The 17,542-nt window shown below is 44.2% G+C and carries 16 protein-coding genes; 12 read left to right on the forward strand and 4 right to left on the reverse strand.

Going from position 1 to position 17,542, the window contains the following annotated elements; genetic code table 11:
• Positions 1–3: 3 nt before the first annotated feature.
• Positions 4–363 (reverse strand): YciI family protein, encoded by a 360-nt coding sequence (locus tag AC4MRV_RS05900; protein WP_491186498.1) that lies wholly within the window; start codon positions 361–363, stop codon positions 4–6.
• Positions 364–737: 374 nt separating this feature from the next.
• On the opposite strand from AC4MRV_RS05900, the gene AC4MRV_RS05905 reads away from it, so the two are divergent.
• Positions 738–1,994 (forward strand): DEAD/DEAH box helicase, encoded by a 1,257-nt coding sequence (locus tag AC4MRV_RS05905; RefSeq protein WP_491186499.1) that lies wholly within the window; start codon positions 738–740, stop codon positions 1,992–1,994.
• A 137-nt stretch (positions 1,995–2,131) separates the two neighbouring features.
• Here AC4MRV_RS05905 and AC4MRV_RS05910 read toward each other — a convergent pair whose 3' ends face one another.
• A complete protein-coding gene (locus AC4MRV_RS05910) occupies positions 2,132–2,545 on the reverse strand; it encodes a VF530 family protein (RefSeq protein ID WP_491186500.1) in 414 nt (137 codons plus the stop codon).
• A 463-nt stretch (positions 2,546–3,008) separates the two neighbouring features.
• Here AC4MRV_RS05910 and AC4MRV_RS05915 point away from each other — a divergent pair, with 463 nt between their 5' ends.
• The 4 genes from AC4MRV_RS05915 to AC4MRV_RS05930 all read left to right on the forward strand — a co-directional run bounded on the left by AC4MRV_RS05915 (position 3,009) and on the right by AC4MRV_RS05930 (position 8,230).
• Positions 3,009–4,274: a RidA family protein gene (locus AC4MRV_RS05915; protein WP_491186501.1), complete on the forward strand. Its 1,266-nt coding sequence runs from the start codon at positions 3,009–3,011 to the stop codon at positions 4,272–4,274.
• A 150-nt stretch (positions 4,275–4,424) separates the two neighbouring features.
• The gene (locus AC4MRV_RS05920; RefSeq protein WP_491186502.1) at positions 4,425–5,027 is read left to right on the forward strand and encodes a class I SAM-dependent DNA methyltransferase; all 603 of its coding nucleotides are present in this window, start codon (positions 4,425–4,427) and stop codon (positions 5,025–5,027) included.
• 147 nt (positions 5,028–5,174) lie between these two features.
• Positions 5,175–7,109 carry a tetratricopeptide repeat-containing diguanylate cyclase gene (locus AC4MRV_RS05925; RefSeq protein WP_491186503.1) on the forward strand — a complete coding sequence of 645 codons (1,935 nt, stop codon included), beginning with the start codon at positions 5,175–5,177 and terminating at the stop codon, positions 7,107–7,109.
• Between the two features lie 104 nt (positions 7,110–7,213).
• Positions 7,214–8,230, forward strand: a complete 1,017-nt coding sequence (locus AC4MRV_RS05930) for a S66 family peptidase (RefSeq protein ID WP_491186504.1) — start codon at positions 7,214–7,216, stop codon at positions 8,228–8,230.
• A gap of 77 nt (positions 8,231–8,307) precedes the next feature.
• Here the strand turns inward: AC4MRV_RS05930 and AC4MRV_RS05935 are convergent, their stop codons facing one another.
• Entirely contained in the window at positions 8,308–8,556 is a 249-nt protein-coding gene (locus AC4MRV_RS05935) for a hypothetical protein (protein WP_491186505.1), read from the reverse strand.
• A gap of 229 nt (positions 8,557–8,785) precedes the next feature.
• Between AC4MRV_RS05935 and AC4MRV_RS05940 the strand changes: the two genes are divergently transcribed.
• Genes AC4MRV_RS05940 through AC4MRV_RS05970 form a run of 7 tightly spaced genes read left to right on the forward strand, consistent with a single transcriptional unit; the run spans position 8,786 to position 15,245 of the window.
• Positions 8,786–9,424, forward strand: a complete 639-nt coding sequence (locus AC4MRV_RS05940; RefSeq protein ID WP_491186506.1) for a hypothetical protein — start codon at positions 8,786–8,788, stop codon at positions 9,422–9,424.
• 9 nt (positions 9,425–9,433) lie between these two features.
• Positions 9,434–10,117, forward strand: a complete 684-nt coding sequence (locus AC4MRV_RS05945; RefSeq protein ID WP_491186507.1) for an ABC transporter ATP-binding protein — start codon at positions 9,434–9,436, stop codon at positions 10,115–10,117.
• A complete protein-coding gene (locus AC4MRV_RS05950; RefSeq protein ID WP_491186508.1) occupies positions 10,105–11,364 on the forward strand; it encodes an ABC transporter permease in 1,260 nt (419 codons plus the stop codon). Before AC4MRV_RS05945 ends, AC4MRV_RS05950 begins: the two co-directional genes overlap by 13 nt.
• The gene (locus AC4MRV_RS05955) at positions 11,357–12,124 is read left to right on the forward strand and encodes an outer membrane lipoprotein-sorting protein (RefSeq protein WP_491186509.1); all 768 of its coding nucleotides are present in this window, start codon (positions 11,357–11,359) and stop codon (positions 12,122–12,124) included. Before AC4MRV_RS05950 ends, AC4MRV_RS05955 begins: the two co-directional genes overlap by 8 nt.
• 1 nt (position 12,125) lies before the next feature.
• Positions 12,126–13,391: a hypothetical protein gene (locus AC4MRV_RS05960; RefSeq protein ID WP_491186510.1), complete on the forward strand. Its 1,266-nt coding sequence runs from the start codon at positions 12,126–12,128 to the stop codon at positions 13,389–13,391.
• Positions 13,391–14,428 (forward strand): sensor histidine kinase, encoded by a 1,038-nt coding sequence (locus AC4MRV_RS05965; RefSeq protein WP_491186511.1) that lies wholly within the window; start codon positions 13,391–13,393, stop codon positions 14,426–14,428. Before AC4MRV_RS05960 ends, AC4MRV_RS05965 begins: the two co-directional genes overlap by 1 nt.
• 25 nt (positions 14,429–14,453) lie before the next feature.
• Positions 14,454–15,245: a LytR/AlgR family response regulator transcription factor gene (locus AC4MRV_RS05970; RefSeq protein WP_491186512.1), complete on the forward strand. Its 792-nt coding sequence runs from the start codon at positions 14,454–14,456 to the stop codon at positions 15,243–15,245.
• A 56-nt stretch (positions 15,246–15,301) separates the two neighbouring features.
• On the opposite strand, the gene AC4MRV_RS05975 is transcribed toward AC4MRV_RS05970, so the two are convergent.
• On the reverse strand, positions 15,302–17,470 hold the full coding sequence (locus AC4MRV_RS05975) for a sensor domain-containing phosphodiesterase (protein WP_491186513.1): 2,169 nt from the start codon (positions 17,468–17,470) through the stop codon (positions 15,302–15,304).
• Positions 17,471–17,542: the final 72 nt, after the last annotated feature.

Genomic DNA, 17,542 nt, shown 5'->3' on the forward strand with positions numbered 1-17,542 from the left:
ACGTTAGCCAGCTTCGTTGTAATCTAACACTGGTCTTATTTCGACAGTGCCAAACTTAGCGACAGGAATCATCTCTGCACATCGCAGCGCGGCATCTAGGTCAGGAACGTCAATGATATAGAATCCGCCTAAGTGTTCGCGTGTTTCTGCAAAGGGGCCGTCCATCGTTTCCACTTTACCGGACTTTATCCGCAGTGAAGTGGCTGTTTCAGTTTCCTGTAGCCCCTCGCCCGCGACAAATACGCCATCTCTTTCGAAAGCCTCTGAGGTAGCGGCAAACTCTTCCATCATCTTGTCAAATTCAGGCGTGCCAAATGCTGGCTCTCGATCTGGTGCAGCGTAAAGCAAAAGCATGTATTTCATCTTTAGTTTCCTTCTGGTTTGTTGTTTCCTTCTCAAGGACGTTTGTGCTTCGCCATTTTCGACATTCACTCAAAAATATTTTTAATCTTATGAATGTACAATAGAACGAAAGCCAAAGAGTTTTCAATTAGGAGATTGTACAAGCACTCCTTTAAGGCGGGAGCTATAACAAAGAACGCTATTCTCTTTTGATTCGATAAAAAGCTTGCTAAGCGCTGGGTTACGTCACTTGTTGAAGCTTAGTCTTGTGTCAACGAGTGAAGGGGCTGAACCGTTAAAACAGATGTGACCTGTTTGGTTCATTATCGCTAACATCCTCGAGCTAAATAGCATAAGATACACGCCCTTTACCAAGTACTGAGCCACTTATCGTCATGACAGACAAAACACAGCAAGCGACATTTGCCGACCTTGGCCTGCTTCCAACCTTAGTCGAGCGACTAAAAGAGCTGGAATATAGCCAACCGACCCCCATTCAATCTCATACCATTCCATATGTCCTTGATGGAAAAGACATTGTTGGAGGGGCAAATACGGGCTCTGGTAAGACGGCTGCTTTTTCACTGCCGATTTTGCAAAAAATTATTGAGCAAGGTGAATCTAGTCGTCGCGGCAACTACGTTTCTCACTTGATCCTAGTGCCAACTCGCGAGTTAGCATCACAGGTTGCATACAACGTAAAATCCTACTCGTATCACCTAAGAGATAAGATCAAAACTGTCGCGGTGTTTGGTGGTGTATCAGTGAACCCTCAAATGTTGGCTCTTCGTGGTGGGAGTGACATCATTGTTGCGACGCCGGGTCGACTTCTCGATTTAGTATCGAGTAACGCGATTAAATTAGACCAAGTTAAAACACTTGTTCTAGATGAAGCGGATCGTATGTTGAGTCTGGGATTTACCGAAGAACTAAATAAGATCCTTACATTACTGCCGGAAGAAAAACAGACACTGCTTTTTTCGGCGACATTCCCAGATAAAGTTACGACTCTTGCACAACACTTATTGAGCGATCCGATTGAAGTACAACTACAAAGTGCGGAAGCAAGCACTTTGGTACAGCGCGTGTTTAGTGTTAACAAAGGTGAGAAGACTGCGGTACTGGCGCACCTGATCAAGCAGCACAAGTGGCGACAGACTTTGATCTTTGTGAATGCTAAGAATGCCTGTAATCATTTAGCTCAAAAGCTGTCAAAACGTGGTATCACTGCGGAGGTATTCCATGGTGATAAAGGGCAAGGTGCTCGTACTCGTGTGCTTGACGGGTTTAAATCAGGTGAGATTCAAGTCCTCATCGCTACTGATATCGCAGCACGTGGTCTTGATATAGAAAAACTGCCGGTGGTGATTAACTTTGATCTACCACGTAGTCCAGCAGACTATATGCATCGAATTGGCCGCAGTGGGCGCGCGGGTGAAGTTGGTCTAGGGTTATCGCTAATTGATTACGATGATTACCACCATTTCAAAGTGATCGAAAAGAAAAACAAGTTCCAGCTTGAGCGCGAGCAAGTCGAGGGTTTTGAGGTAGAAGATGACCAAAGTGAAGCTTACTTTTTACCTATGAAGCCTCGTGCGAAACCAGCGGGTACGGGAAAGAAGAAGAAAAAACGCAATCAACAGAGTTCGTAGACCACTGATTTGTCTGTTGATGAAAGCCGCTGAAAGGGAAAATCAGCCGAGACTGTAATTTCTTACTGGTGACTTAAACATACAATAGAGCCTTGCTTGATTCATCAGGCAAGGCTCTATTCCTTTCTAAGGTAGAATTATCGACGCGTAGAACGCCCGCGAGGTGAGCGCTTTTTAAATGCAGATGCTGCTTTGGCTTGTGACTTCAAAATGGAATCAACGGTAAGCTGCATCGGCTCTTTAGGCTCAAGACCATGGGGGAAAGTACGAGCTCTTGGTGGCAAGTCATACTCTTCTGCACTCGCGCGCGGCATGCGCTTAAATCGATACAAGTAAAAGTTTTCTAACTTTTCTCTTGCCCATTCGGTTTTCTTTAAATACTTCACACTACTCGCAATAGACGGTTTGGTGTTGAAGCAATTAAAGCGCATTGCTGTATCTAAAATGTCCCAGCCATAAAAATCCACCAACTCTTGCAACATAGTTTCTAGCTTAAGCCCGTGCAAAGGGTTGTTACGTTGCAGTTCGATTCTTTCTTCGTCAGTCATCATTATTAGGGACCTTGCTCATTAAAGGGCGGAGTGTAACAAAGTATAGGGTACAGAGGTATCTCTAGTTAATGTGCGAAGTATTTATGCACTATTCGGGGGATAAACTGCAGCTAGGTCTTTGTTGGTGATCAATTTTGAAAAGGTTATTGTGAAGGCGCTAACAGAGTTGAAGTAAAATGCGGAGTTGAATACTCAACGCCTTTGGTTTTTTACCCATAATTTAAGAATTAATACAGAGAATTAACTTGGTAAGTAGAGTGATTCTATATTTAGTAGGGATAATTAGTCTCGACTGATTAAATATCCATGCCCGTTTGCTCGTTCTAGTGGAATTGGTTTTTGAGTGATGTCACATTTAGCTGATATTTTTTGACTTAGTATCTTCTGACTTTCTGATTATTCCCAATAACACCCACATATATACTTATTTAAGTATAAAAGAATTATAAGGATAAACCTTAAAATGAGTGACGTGATCATAAAATTATCGAGAAATACTGACAATGCTCCTATTAGTGAATTCTCAACACAATCGGTAGCTTTCTCACATTACAATAATATCTCAGCTCAGCTTCCAGTTGACTCTGAAACGGGCGAGATCGTAATTGGCGGTGTAAAAGAGCAAGCAACTCAGTGTTTACTTAATATTAAAGCAATCGTAGAAAGTATCAGTCACGTTATGGAAGATGTGGTTAAAATCAATGTATTTGTCAAAAACATTGATGATATCAAAGCGGTAGATGAAGCTTATTCTTCATTCTTCAAAGGGTATTTCCCAACTCGTACCGTGGTTGCTGTTTCTGCTCTGCCAATGAGCGACGCTTTGGTGCAAATGGATGCTCTTATTTCTAACGGGGAGGGGACTTACCCTCAAGATCCTTGCGAGCTTATTAAGTTGGCAAGAAACACAGACAATGCGCCTCAACACGATCTATCGACACATACGGTAGCCTTCTCTCATTACAATAATATTTCTGCGCAATTGCCAATTGAACCTTCGACAGGAGAAATTGTAGAGGGTGGTATTAAAGCTCAAGCGGCTCAGTGTCTAAAGAATGTCAAAGCCATTTTAGAAAGCATCGATGTACCGTTTGATGACATCGTAAAATCAACGATTTACCTAAAAGACCTCAATGATTTGGATGCAGTAAATGAGGTGTACACAACCTTCTTCCCTGATTCCGCTATCGCGCGTACAGTGGGTTACGTGCCAGCACGTTCTGTGGTTGTAGTTGAAGCTTTACCACAAGAGGCATTGGTGCAAATTGATGTAGTTATTTCTCATGGTGATGGCACGCCACCACAAGAAGTAGAGGACCGTCATGGCATCGTAATTCGTCCAAATAACACTGATGCGGCACCGGTTGACGCACTATATACACAAACTGTGGCTTTCTCTCATTACAACCACATTGCGGCTCAACTGCCAATCGACATGGAGCGCGGAGCTCTAATTGAAGGTGGTGTCAAAGAGCAGGCTAAGCAGTGTTTGACTCATATTCAATCTATTGTAGAAAGCATTGGCCACGTTATGGATGATGTTGTTAAAGTGAATATTCAACTACGTGATATGGCAGATATCGATGAAGTAAACGATGTTTATATCTCATTCTTTGAAAAAGAGTTGCCTGCAAGAACAGTGATTGGTGTAAGTAATATTGCTTTAGGTGCTTCAGTTCAAATTGATGCAATTATTTCAAACGCTGAAGGTACACCACCTAAAAAATAATATTCAATCAAGTTAATGTTTTATTAAAGGCACATTCAATATCGAGAATGTGCCTTTTTATATATTAAATTCATAAATATAAAGGTTGTAATTTTCCATTTGAGTAACTATGGTTATTCTCTATTTTGTAGTAATGAAATTGAGGTGGCGATGAAACCAAGTGAGATCGGTCAAGCGTACGATCAAATTACGCATATGTGGCAGAGTGAGACATTTGATCGACAAAATGGTATCGCAGCCCACCAAAAAGCAATCAGCTTTGTAAAAGGGAGAGGTAAAGCGCTTGATATCGGTTGCGGCTGTACAGGACGCTTTATTGACCTGTTGCAAGAAAACGGCTTCGAGCCAGAAGGGCTAGACGTTTCGGGCCAAATGGTCGCGTTGGCGAAGAAAAGAAACCCACACATTCAGTTTCACCATGGGGACATTTGCCAGCATACACTCACTGAGAAATATGATTTTATTACCGCGTGGGATAGCATTTGGCATATCCCGCTTACAGAGCAGCAAAATGTCATCACTAAGATCGTCGACGCGCTAAACCCAGGTGGCGTGTTCATTTTTTCGTTTGGAGGCACAGACCAAGCTGGCGATCATGAAAATGACTTTATGGGACCGCAAGTCTATTACTCCTCGCTCGGAACTAACGGCTTTCTTCAACTGTTTATTGAACTCGGTTGTGTGATTCGTCACTTAGAGTTTGATCAGTTTCCTGAGTTGCACACCTACTTAGTGATAGAGAAAGCGTCGTGATAGCCATTTGTGCGCATAGTTGGACTTGATGTCGGTTACGCGTATCGCATAGATTGAATACCTTATTATCAAGCGTGTTTATGAAAACTCGCTAACTCCTGTATAATTTCTAAGAAGTGAAGGTAATATCGGTCTTGGGTCAACTTAATGTTCAAAAAAGCTACCACAGCGTTAGTTCTAATGGCGCTTTCTTTAATGGTTGTCGTGACCCTAGAGGCGTTCCTATTTCAACCCCAAAAAGTAGCTTTATCTTCCAACACGTCCAATGTATTAACGCCAAAACAGCAATTGTTGGCGATTAATGCAAAACATCCGTTAATCGAAATTTATCAATCCGCTAACCTTAATCCCCAACAAGCGTTAGAGAAGCTCGAGCATTGGCGTGCCAATCTATCGCGTCCACCGGAAGTTATTGAGCAGGTTTATTCACTTTGGATTCGTAGAATTGCTGCTAAAAGGGAGCCAGACACCCTAGAAAGCATCGACTCTCAACTTAACAAAATTGCCCAAGCGCATCGTTTGAGCTGGTTGCTTGCTAAGTTACAAATAGAAAGTGCTTATAGAGACATTAAACGCGGTACCTACACGCAAGGAATTGAAACAGTAACTGATGCTATCGAGTTTGCCGAGCGAATCCAGGCAGAGTTTCTGTTGTTAGAGGCGTATAACACCGCCGGAATTTTGTACAACGCCAACAACCAACTCAAGCAGTCCCAAAAGTTCTTTAATAAAGGTATTAAACTAGGAGCTAAGTACCCAGAGAGTGAGCTCAATGCTCGTTTTAACAATAATTTGGGTCTGTTGTATGTACATTCGGAGCAATGGCAACGTTCACTCGAGTATTTGACCCGAGCAGAATTGCTCTATGCGAACTCAAAATATGCTGAACCAGAAACGTTACTGGTGATATTGATGAACCAATCGTTTATTTACAATCAGCTTGGTGAGATAGGTAAGTCTCGTGAAGCGTTTGACAAAGGACTCAGATACATCAGCGAGCAAACGCCCGAGTATTATCGGGTTATCCGTTTAAAATCGGAAGCGAGGTTGTTGCTACTTGAAGGTAAACCCGAAAAGGCGATCGACGTAGCTCAGCAGTGTATTAAAGTTCAATCAATAGATAAGTACCCTAAGCAAAAAGGCATTTGTCAGTTGGAATATGCGTTAGCGTTGAAAGACTCGGGCAAGGTAAATAAAGCGCATGAAGCCATTGTCGAGAGTATTTGGACGTTTGTTCAAATCGAGCATAAGCGCTGGTTGATTCGAAGCCATCTCGTATTAGCGGATATCTTAGAAAAGCGCGGAGAATATAAAGAAGCCTTGGCTGTGTACCAGACTTACCACGAAAAAGAGCATCGCCAAATTCTAAAAGAAATTCATAACCTAGAAACGGCTTTTGAGTTTGAAGAGTTAGAGCAAGAGCGTGATCTACTTGATGTGCAAAACAAACTCACTCAGCTAGAGCAGGGATTAACAGAGCAACGTGTTCGAGTTCTTTATTTGTGGTTGGCGGTGGTGTTACTCATTGTTGTCTGGTTGGTGTTGCGCTGGCTTGCAGAACGTAAACGCAGCCAGTACCTGCACGATCTCTCCTTCAAAGACCCTTTAACGCGGGTAGGAAACCGTCGTTTATATCAGCAGGAATTAAACAGACCGGTATTGTTAAACAGTAAAGCAGTCTACCGTGTCACGCTGATTGATCTTGATCGCTTCAAGTCAATCAATGATCAATATGGGCACGAGTTCGGTGATCGCGTGTTAAAAGAAACGGCGTCAAGGCTGCTTTCTCAATTAGAAGAAGATGAGCTTATCGTTCGCTGGGGCGGTGAAGAGTTTCTGATTGTGTTGAAAGATGGAGAACATTATCGTCTTCGAGCTCAAGCTTTGATCAACGCTGTTGGGAGCCAAAGCTACGAGGTAAACCAGCAGAAGCTCAACGTAACCATTTCAGTTGGTGCAAGCGAGCCATATATGCTGGAGGGTCTTAAGGTGTCTAAACGCGCGTTTTCGACGGCAGATGAGTGCCTTTACAAAGCAAAAAGCCAAGGTCGCAACCAACTGGTTATGCCTGAGGATGTCTAGCGCGTCATTGTTCAGTAAATGCTTGTGCTTATCCATGATTATCAGTAGCTTATGTTTAGTATGTTAAGGAGCCTAAGTTTGCTCTATTAATCAAGGATTTGATCATGTTAAAAGCAAAAGCGCTTAAACCGGGTGACACCATTGGTTTTTTCTCCCCTTCCTCTCCTGCGACTGTATTCGCACCTAATCGATTTGAGCGTGCGAAGTCTTATTTGCGTCGCAAAGGGTTCAATTTAAAGGCAGGAATGTTAACGGGTCAAAGTGATGGGTACCGTTCTGGGAGTATTCAAGAGAGAGCTGAGGAGCTCAATCAGTTAATCCGTGACCCGCAAGTTCGTTGCATTATGTCGGTGATTGGTGGCTGTAACAGCAACGCGATGTTGCCCTACATTGATTATGAAGCTTTAAGACGTGATCCTAAGATTATTATTGGTTATTCAGATGTCACGGCGCTTCTGATGGGCATCTATGCTCAAACTGGATTAATTACCTTTTATGGTCCGGCGCTGGTGGCGTCGTTCGGTGAATTCCCTCCACTAGTAGACGAAACGTATCAGTCCTTTGCTGACTTACTTGTAACTGAGGACAGTGAGCCAAGCGCTCCATACTCATACACAATGCCGAAAAACTGGACCGACGTAATGATTGACTGGGAGAGTCAAGCGCAAGCTAAGCCTGTCCAGCCGAATGATTGGCAGTTCTTAGGCTCTGGTGTAGTGAGTGGACGCGTGATTGGCGGTAACTTAAATACGATGAGTGGTATTTGGGGCAGCCCTTATATGCCAGAAGTTAAAGTGGGAGATATCCTGCTGGTTGAGGACTGTTTGAAAGGCATTGCGGATGTCGAACGTTCATTCAGTCATCTTAAGGCTTGCGGCGTGTTTGATAAAATATCAGCCATCATTTTAGGGAAACACGAATTGTTTGACGACAAAGGAACGGGAAGGCAACCATTGGATGTGTTGTTGGAAGTTTTGAATGGTCAAGAGGTGCCAATTGTGTCGGGTTTCGACAGTTGCCACACTCATCCTATGCTTGTTACTCCACTTGGTTGTGAGCTAGAAATCGACTTTGAGCAGTCTACATTGACGATTGTTAGTGATTGGATTGACGTGGCGTGATGCCTTAAGGGGTTAGTGTCAACTCTCGCTCGTATAGCAATATGGCTCACATGAAGTGAGCCATATATTTCAATTGATTAGTGCTTTTTTCGCACACCATGGCGAACCATTTCTTGGCCAGTTTCAAAGATTTCATCGGTAACCCAATGACCTAAAAGCAGCTGGTGCTTGTCATCTAGCACTGCGACAAAGTGTCGACCCGTTGAGTTTTGCGTCGCTAAGGCAACACCCGCTACATTCTGCAACCCTAGTACACCGCTTTCAACGCTAAGTAGAAACGTTTCAAGATCTTTTAGGTTATCAATTACTTTGTTGTCATCAATCATACTTCATGTCCTGAATCTAGTGTGATAGCACCCTTTGATATTGGTCGCTACTTTAACCACCCTTTAATTGTAATTCTACCAATTAGTGACGCGTTCGCTTAGACAATAACCGTTTACTCCGCATATTTACCATTTAGTCCGTGAATATTCCGTTTGTCGCAAACCGCAGATTAACGATCCGTTTGAATCTAATCTAACATGGTCAAATCAAGGAATAGGGAACAAGTCGATGAAAAAGTTAACAATCTTTGCGCTGATTTCAACCGTAGTAACGCTTAACGTCTGGGCTGCGCCTAGCGATGCTCTTATTAACCAATACAATCAGGCGGCGGAAGGAGATGAAGAGGCCGTACAGGTGGTGTACCAAACCTTGGAAGATGCGATTGCCAAAGAAGGCGCCGATCCGCTGAGTTTGGTTTATTTGGGTAGTACGGAAACATTGAAGGGCCGCGATGCCTTTATGCCTTGGAACAAAATGAAATACACAGAGCAAGGGCTTGCGACGATAGCAAAAGGCTTAGATTTACTACAAAACGATGCGACACCTATTCATGAGCAGCAGATCCGCCAAGGTCTACCTGAATCTCTTCTTGCTCAAGCCATTGCCGCAGCGACTTTTACTTCGCTGCCAGACATGTTTAATCACTTCGAGCGTGGGTACGATTTATACCTAGACCTGTTGGCTGATGAACAATTCCAACACCAGCATTACGATGCTACCTCTTGGATCTATTTGTACGCAATCCGAGCAGCGTTACGTGCGCAAGAGCCTCAGCAAGCTAATGAATGGTTAAAGGAAATGCAGCAGAAGAACAGTCAGCACCCTTTAACATTGCAAGCGCAAGCCATCATTGAACAAGCAGCTTAAGGAGGCGTTATGCTGGAGTTTAAGGATATCAGCAAGCAATACCAGCTTGGTCAGCAGACAGTTGACGCATTAAAGGGAGTGAGTGGGCGCATCAATCAAGGTGAAATGGTGGCACTTTGTGGTCCTTCTGGATCTGGGAAAAGTACCTTGCTAAATGTACTTGGGCTACTGGAAATGAATTACCAAGGTAATATTGAGCTGGCTGGTAAGGCTTACCCTCGTGATCCTATGGTCGCCGCTCAGTATCGCCGTTCTAAACTGGGTTTCGTATTTCAGCGTTTTAACCTAATTCCTGTCATGTCTGCTTGGGAGAACGTCGCATACCCGTTAATGCTCAACGGATTGTCGCTCACTGAGCAAAAACAGAAGTCGCTAGAAATTCTAGAACGTGTGGGGCTCAGCGAGTTCGTTGAACATAGGCCAGATAACCTCTCTGGGGGGCAGCAACAACGAGTTGCAATTGCTCGCGCATTGGTTCACCAGCCAGAAATGGTTATCGCAGATGAACCAACGGCAAGTCTGGATAGTCACACGGCTTCGGTTGTGGTGGAAATGATGAAATCGTTAGGTCACGAAATGGGCACCACCTTTGTTGTCGCGACGCATGACGCGCGCATGGCCATGCACTGCGATAGAACGATTGACCTTGTGGATGGTGAAATCAGTAAGGAGGCGATGAAATGGGCAAGTTAATCCCACTTTCCGTACGTATTGCGTTTCTCAACCTACAACGTAATCGCCGCCGAAGTGTCCTGTCTGTGCTAATTATTGCTATTGCGGTGTTTGCACTCACATCTGCTGGTGGTTTCGGGCTTTATACATACGACTCATTAAAAGAGTCTACCGCTCGTGAGACGGGCCACATTACCATCAGTCAACCTGGCTACTTTGAAATGGATGAGGAGATGCCGCTGGAAAATGGCCTTGCCGACAGCGCACTTATCTCTGAGCGCTTAATTGTCAACAAAACAATACGCGGCATACAACCTCGAATCGAATTCAATGGCTTGATTTCCAATGGTAATAAATCGACGATTTTTGTTGGCTCTGGTGTTAACGATCGTGAATTTGATATGAAAGGTCCTTTTCTCGATGTGCGAGAAGGTAAAACACTCTCTAATGTCCGTTCACCTCGTTATAACTCAGACGAACCTGAAGTCATGCTGGGTTTGGATCTGGCCAAGAACCTCAAAGTATCTATTGGCGACTGGGTGACACTACTGGCAACAACCAGTGACGGCGCTCTGAATGCCTTGGACTTTAAAGTTCGTGGCATATATTCAACCGGTGTCCCGGAGCTAGATAAGAGACAGCTTTACTTGCACATTCAATCGGCCCAAGACCTTTTGTCTTCAGACAAAGTGAGCACCTTGTCGGTGTTCTTGTTCGACACTAAGCAGACTCTCCAAATACAAAATTGGGTTGATGCGACACTATCAAAGATGGAGCTAGCCCAAGAAGTAGAACTAACACCTTGGCAAGACCGCGCTTTCTTCTACAGCAAAGTGAAGGACTTATATGACCGCATATTCGGCATTATGGGAGCGGTAATGGCGCTGGTGGTATTCGTGGCACTGTTCAATACCATGACGATGTCGGTGACCGAGCGTACCAGAGAGATCGGGACCTTATCTGCACTAGGCACATACCCAAGAGAAATTGTCTCCGGTTTTGTTAAAGAGGCGGGGCTGCTAGCGGTTATTGGTTCGTTAGTCGGTGGTGTGCTAAGCGCGTTAACAGCCCTGTTGCTGATGGTTGTTGATGTTCAAATGCCACCTCCTCCCGGGAGAACTGAGGGCTATCCATTGACTATCTATTTCTCATTTGAGCTTGTACTTGCATGTACCTTGGGTGTGGCATTGATCTGCATTACTGCCGCTTGGCTGTCAGCACGCAAAGGGGTAAACAAACCAATTACGGAGGCACTAACTTATGTGTAATCTCATTAAACAACTCGGTGTCTTATCAGTGTTGCTGTTTAGTCAGGCGTTAAGTGCGCAGTCAAAGCCTTTGGATGTGAAGCAGATGGTACTGAATGCTGATAACTTTCGCCAAGGTTATGATGCGGCGAAAGTTGTTTCCGAAGTGGCGTTATACGAAAACGGTCAACTAGATAAAACGCGCGAATATCACGTGTACACTCGAGAAGATAGAGAGTCCCTAGTGGTGTTCAAATCTCAAGTTGAGCAAGGGCAAAAAATGTTGATGCTCGGTGATAATTATTGGCTGGTCATGCCAAAGAGTCGTCGTCCTATCCGAATAACCGCGATGCAAAAACTACTAGGAGAGGCGTCGGTCGGAGATATTTCTACTCTGACATGGAGTAAAGATTACCATGCAACCTATGTTTCGGAAGAAACCCTCAACCTTGAAGGCCAGCAGAAGATTACTAACCAGCTTCGATTACGTTCGACAACTAAGGGAGCAAGTTATCACCGCATCGACCTTTGGCTAGACGCCAATAACGATTTTCCAATCAAAGCCGATCTCTATCTACGTTCAGGCAAATTGGCTAAGCAGGCATGGTTTGAGGGAGGAAAACTCAGTGGGGAAAACCGTGTGGTTTCGATGACTTTACTCGATAAGATTCAACCAGCGAAGAAGACGGTCATCAGGTATCAACAGATTACCCCTAAAACGTTAGATGATAAGTACTATAACCCAGCTTACTTGACGCGTAACGCAGTGTCGGAGCTGTGAAATGAAGACAGCATTGACCATAATTACGAGTTTGATTGCGATACCTGCGTTCGCTAGCGAAATCAATTTGGAATGGGACTGGACGTTGAGCGGCAGTTCAACCGTTCATCAAGATTCTGTGTTGATTGGATCAGCAGAGCAACATCAAACTCAAGCGCTAGATGCTGTGATTGATGTCGAGCTCAGGGCCTACCAGTGGACAGGTTTATTTGCGGTAAAGGGGAGTGATGTCTACACCAACTCAGATAGTTCTGAATATAAGGGAGAGCTGATCGCTCAGGAGCTGTTTTGGCAAGGAGGAGCGACTGTAGCGGATGTGTCGCTGGATATTACTCTGGGGAAAATGCGTCTTGATTGGGGAGTCGGCTATGGTTATCGCCCATTGGATGTTTTTAAACCTTATCGTCGCAATCCGGTGGGTATTCAAGTGGAAGAAGGGACATTAACCGCTATGGTTTCTCACTTCGATGATCTTGGTGATTGGAGCTTGGTTTATTCAAACTCAAACTATACCCAACAAGATGGGAGTGAATTAGAAGAGCAAACTGAACAGCAAGGAGTCGGCCTAAGGCGATATGCGTTCATCGGCGACAGCGAGTACCAGTTGTTGGCCTATTATGATGACGTCAGGCATGGTTTAGTCGGTGGCTCTTTTGTCACTGTGCTTGATTCTGCTTGGGCGATTCACTCATCTGCTGTGTATCAAAAGCAATATCTGTCCTACCAACAAGGGGAACTAAACGAGCCCGTCGAGATTAAGCGTGATGAGCATGGTTTTCAGTTTTTGACGGGTCTTAACTGGGCTAACGAGGTTGGTAACAATGTTATTCTTGAATACTGGTTCGACAACCGGAGCTGGAGCAGCTCTGAATGGGATCAAGCTTTTGAACGCGCTCGAACACTTAACCAATCGGACTTAACTCAGCCATTATCGCTTTCTTATGCACAAGGCTTAAATCACGCCAATTTAGTTGCTCATAACATGATGCTCCATTGGAGCCTAGATTCTAGCGCATGGAGCCAATGGGAGTGGTCGCAAGATTATTTGTGGTTAAACAAATTTACGCCAACGGCAGACTTTCTTTACTCTCCACAAGACGGAGGCTTAATCGCAACCCAATGGCTAGACTATCAAGCCTATGATTCCGGTGATTCGTCGCTGAATATTGAGACGGCGCTCCGTTTTATGACGGGAAGCAAAGAGTCCGTATATGCAAATTTATCTGATAAGCGTATGATTTTTATCAACCTTAAAGGGAGATTCTAATGAGTGAGACTTTGAAGCGTCATGGCAAAGACTCTATTCGAAGCTTGATTGTAACTTCACTATTCTGTCTCGTAATTGCCTTTGTCACTCAGTCCATTTGGCCGAGCAGTTATGAGGAACATTTGTTGATCAGCTTAGGTTATGGCTATAGTGCGGTGGGCAGTGCACATTTGATCGCACTGTTAATGCCTTCGATTTCCGAGCGCTTGGTTACGGTTATGTCCTTAACGGGGTCGATGTGTTTGGGGTCGGTAAATGCTTATTACGTACTTAAAAAGTATGATGATTTTGCCACTTTGAGTCAGCTGAAACCGGTTGTCATTCTTGGTTTTGTTTTTACTTGTACTTGCTTTGTGTTTTTCTATGCCCATGAGCAAAAACTGATTGCGCAAAAAGAAGCGGAAATTGCCAAACGTAAGCAGAGTGAACATGAAAAGGCGATGGTATTGAGCCAACTAAAACAGCTACAAAGCCAGATAGAACCGCACTTTCTGTTCAATACGTTGGCTAACGTGAGTGTGTTGATCGAACAAGACCCTAAGCAAGCACAAATCATGTTAGAAAAACTTACGGACCTACTCAGAGGTACTCTAAAGTCGAGTCGCCAGGAGTATTCGTCTCTCAACACTGAACTTGAGATGGTTGATGCTTATCTTGCGATTCAGCAGATTCGTTTAGGCAGTCGGTTAAGTTATTCTATTGATAACGAGTTAGTTCAAGATGTAAGTCTGCCTCCTTTGGTCCTTCAGCCTTTGGTTGAAAATGCGATTCAACATGGAATTGAGCCAAAGGTCGATGGCGGAAGCGTTAGTATCTCTGTGAAGCAAAGCCCATCAGACTTGATTATCGAGGTCATTGATACCGGAGTCGGTATGAATAGCGGGCTAGGTAAGTCGGGACACGGTGTTGGTTTAGAAAATACTCAGCAGCGCCTGAAAACACTCTTTGGCTCCAACGCAAGCTTGTCTCTGCTGGAATCCCAGGCTGGCGGCGTAAAAGCGAAGGTATCTATTCCATTGGGAGCCTTACCGAGTTAACCATGAACAGATTGGAGAATGAATTATGAGCCAAGCCCCTATCACTGCAATTATTGCGGATGATGAGCCTTTACTTCGCTTTCACCTAGATAAAGCGTTAGCTGACGCTTGGCCTGAACTCGAGATTAAAGGGCTAGCGGAAAACGGTGAACAGGCGCTTGAACTCATTGAAATACACCAGCCAAGCATCGCTTTTTTGGACATTCGAATGCCTAAATGCGATGGAATGCAAGTGGCCAAACAGTTATTGCAGGCAGGTAGGAACACGATCATTGTGTTTGTTACAGCTTATGATGAGTATGCGGTGCAAGCTTTTGAAAATAATGCTGCGGACTATTTGCTTAAGCCTCTATCTGAAAGTCGACTAGAGCAATGTGTATCTCGGCTTAAGCAAAGATTTAGCGATGCGCCTTTATCGACTGCTCCAGATATGCAGGCACTTTTCCAGCAGATGCAGCAGCTCGCTGAGCAGAAAACTCCGAACTACCTCAATTGGATTCGAGCGAGTAAAGGTGAGGACATCCACCTAATCTCGACTTCTGATGTTCTCTACTTTAAAGCGGAAGATAAGTACGTTTGTTTGTATAAAAAAGAGCAGGGAAAGACAGTTGAATACTTACTCAGAACGTCTTTGAAAGAGTTGCTTACTCAGCTTGACCCTGACCAGTTTTGGCAGGTTCATCGTTCGACTATCGTTAACGTTTCCGCTATTGAAAAAGTAAAGAAAGAGTTCACCGGTAAAATGGTGGTACTCGTCGGTGGTGAAAAGCTGCCGGTCAGCCGAGCTATGCAGGTGAAGTTTAATAGCAGTTGGTAATATTTGTTTTAGGTAGCGTAGCTAAGATTAAGGGCATGGTGTACATGCCCTTATTGTTATGCTGGGGCGATTTCGTGTAAGAAATCAATGAGTGGTCTTGGTTTCGCTACTCCAAACCCTTGAGCGTAAGTAATGCCTAGATCATTAAGAATTTCAATATGAGCGTGGCTTTCAACAAACTCCGCCACGGTTTCTAGTCCAATCTCTTTGGCCACTTTGCTAATGGAGCTGACAATTAATCGGTCAGACTCTTTTTCAGGTAGCTCTCGTACAAATTCGCCATCTACTTTCAGAATATCAAGCGGTAGGCGTCGCAGATAAGCAAAGCTCGCGTAGCCGGTACCAAAGTCATCTAACGCAATCTTACAGCCCGCCTCTCGAAGCGTCGTAATGGTTTCAATTGCTTGCTGCTCATTCTGTAGTGCGGAAGATTCCGTGATCTCAAAACAGATTCTTTGTAATGGGATATTAAACTGTGCTGCACTCGTTAATATATCGTTGGCCAAATGGGCAACACCAAGCGATTTAGCGGTTAAGTTAATCGCGCATTTATCGATTTTACTCCAGTCACTTACCTGTTCGTTTAACATCTTAAAGGTGTGGAATACCACCCACTTATCCAACTGAGTTTCAAGACCAAATTGGTTTACCAGCGGGAAAAACTCTGCTGGGGTCAACCGCACTCCATCGCTTGGGCGTATACGCAGCAGTACCTCAAAACTGTATGCTTGAGAGATTGAGTTGAGTTTGAGGTAAGGTTGGCAGTTTAGCTCAAACCAATCGTACTTAAACGCCTTTTGGATGTAACTCAGCTTATCAACTTTACCCTCGAACGCGGGCTCTTCGACCCAGTTTAGGGTGGTATCGGTAATCGGTGGCTGACCACAAAGGTGCGAGATCAAATCGTGGATATTCTGATCTCGGGAGACATTGATGCAGTGCAGTGTCGGATCGACCAACGAAATGGAGGTTCCTTTCCAGTAAAACTGGAAATCTTGCAACATACGTGTGAGTTTGGTCAGCTCTTGGTCTACTTCATTGCCTGTGACCATAAAGCCCAGAATACCTAATGTGTATGGCGGTCTATAACAACGTCGAATTAACGAGTCACTTTCCAATAGCTCTGTTTGGATCTGACCAATAAGCTGAGATTTTCCTTCATGGCCGATATCGCCTAGTTTGGATAAAGTCGGCACTAAATCTAGGTAAACCAATACGATGTCTTGATGCGAAGATATGTCTTCTTCTAGCTGTTTTATGTTGAACAGGCCAGTATATGGATCGATTCGTTCAGCGCGGATCTGGGTTTTTAACATTTCATGATGCTGCAAAACGTACCCAGCTATGAGGTAGCTGAGCGCGGTAATCAGCATAAGCATCATTAGAAGGCCATAGAATCTTTCTTCAAGGCCTGACTCGTTGGCCCTCTGTACACCCACATAAACCATCAATAGGATGACCATAGCTCCGATACCTAATGGACGTAGCACGCCATGCTTACCAATTCCCGTCGTGACAATTAGAAATACGACCAAGCAAATAGTTATCAAGGCTAAAGGCTCTTGTGAAAACAAAGCGATTGTTATCAAAGTAAGGCAGGAGCTCAGCCAGATGGTGAATGACCACTTACTACTATTACTGGCTCTTAACTCGTTATCTAGCGAAACGTATCGGTGAGCCTGATTTTTACTCAATGCGTAGGTGGCAAACAAAATGAGAGGTGTGAGCAGCAGCTGGGTCAAGGCACTGCTTATTGAAGAGTAAAATAGGAACTGTGGTGATACCGCCAAATCGGCAACTAGTGAGTTCAGGGTAATCAGCTTGAGAGCGTTCAGTATGGGAAAGCCAACGCCATAGAACAAAAAAAAGGTGGCCATATGCTGGTAAGGCGTGATGTTTTTTCTTTGCTGGCAAACTTTGTGGAAGGCTAGGGCCACAACCAATGGCAAAGGTGGCATTGTGATGGCAAATGTTAGGGAGGTAACGAGATCACGGCCACTTCCGAAGTAGTAAATAAAAAGTGCAGCAGCGATGGTTGGAAACACTTGCCAACGATATTTCAGAAAGCTGACCGTCATAACGGCACTAACAAATGAAACGACTTGAAAGTTGAGTGGCTCAACGACAAATAGTGACGAGAGTTGGAAGCAAGCGAGAATCGCTATAAATATGCTTAGATGTGTGGTTAAGGGTTGCTTGCTTGTTGAAAGAGCGTTCGTGTTCATTATCAATAAACCATTAGACAACAAAGTTCACTGCGTGAAAGTGCGCAGAGATTATCATGATTATTGCCAATG

The sequence above is a fragment of the Vibrio sp. genome (genome assembly GCF_984391705.1).

What these genes read in the sequence shown, in the direction of transcription:
- AC4MRV_RS05900 (WP_491186498.1), bottom strand. Translation starts at nt 363, where the DNA reads ATGAAATACATGCTTTTGCTTTACGCTGCACCAGATCGAGAGCCAGCA.
- AC4MRV_RS05905 (WP_491186499.1), top strand. Translation starts at nt 738, where the DNA reads ATGACAGACAAAACACAGCAAGCGACATTTGCCGACCTTGGCCTGCTT.
- AC4MRV_RS05910 (WP_491186500.1), bottom strand. Translation starts at nt 2,545, where the DNA reads ATGATGACTGACGAAGAAAGAATCGAACTGCAACGTAACAACCCTTTG.
- AC4MRV_RS05915 (WP_491186501.1), top strand. Translation starts at nt 3,009, where the DNA reads ATGAGTGACGTGATCATAAAATTATCGAGAAATACTGACAATGCTCCT.
- AC4MRV_RS05920 (WP_491186502.1), top strand. Translation starts at nt 4,425, where the DNA reads ATGAAACCAAGTGAGATCGGTCAAGCGTACGATCAAATTACGCATATG.
- AC4MRV_RS05925 (WP_491186503.1), top strand. Translation starts at nt 5,175, where the DNA reads ATGTTCAAAAAAGCTACCACAGCGTTAGTTCTAATGGCGCTTTCTTTA.
- AC4MRV_RS05930 (WP_491186504.1), top strand. Translation starts at nt 7,214, where the DNA reads ATGTTAAAAGCAAAAGCGCTTAAACCGGGTGACACCATTGGTTTTTTC.
- AC4MRV_RS05935 (WP_491186505.1), bottom strand. Translation starts at nt 8,556, where the DNA reads ATGATTGATGACAACAAAGTAATTGATAACCTAAAAGATCTTGAAACG.
- AC4MRV_RS05940 (WP_491186506.1), top strand. Translation starts at nt 8,786, where the DNA reads ATGAAAAAGTTAACAATCTTTGCGCTGATTTCAACCGTAGTAACGCTT.
- AC4MRV_RS05945 (WP_491186507.1), top strand. Translation starts at nt 9,434, where the DNA reads ATGCTGGAGTTTAAGGATATCAGCAAGCAATACCAGCTTGGTCAGCAG.
- AC4MRV_RS05950 (WP_491186508.1), top strand. Translation starts at nt 10,105, where the DNA reads ATGGGCAAGTTAATCCCACTTTCCGTACGTATTGCGTTTCTCAACCTA.
- AC4MRV_RS05955 (WP_491186509.1), top strand. Translation starts at nt 11,357, where the DNA reads ATGTGTAATCTCATTAAACAACTCGGTGTCTTATCAGTGTTGCTGTTT.
- AC4MRV_RS05960 (WP_491186510.1), top strand. Translation starts at nt 12,126, where the DNA reads ATGAAGACAGCATTGACCATAATTACGAGTTTGATTGCGATACCTGCG.
- AC4MRV_RS05965 (WP_491186511.1), top strand. Translation starts at nt 13,391, where the DNA reads ATGAGTGAGACTTTGAAGCGTCATGGCAAAGACTCTATTCGAAGCTTG.
- AC4MRV_RS05970 (WP_491186512.1), top strand. Translation starts at nt 14,454, where the DNA reads ATGAGCCAAGCCCCTATCACTGCAATTATTGCGGATGATGAGCCTTTA.
- AC4MRV_RS05975 (WP_491186513.1), bottom strand. Translation starts at nt 17,470, where the DNA reads ATGAACACGAACGCTCTTTCAACAAGCAAGCAACCCTTAACCACACAT.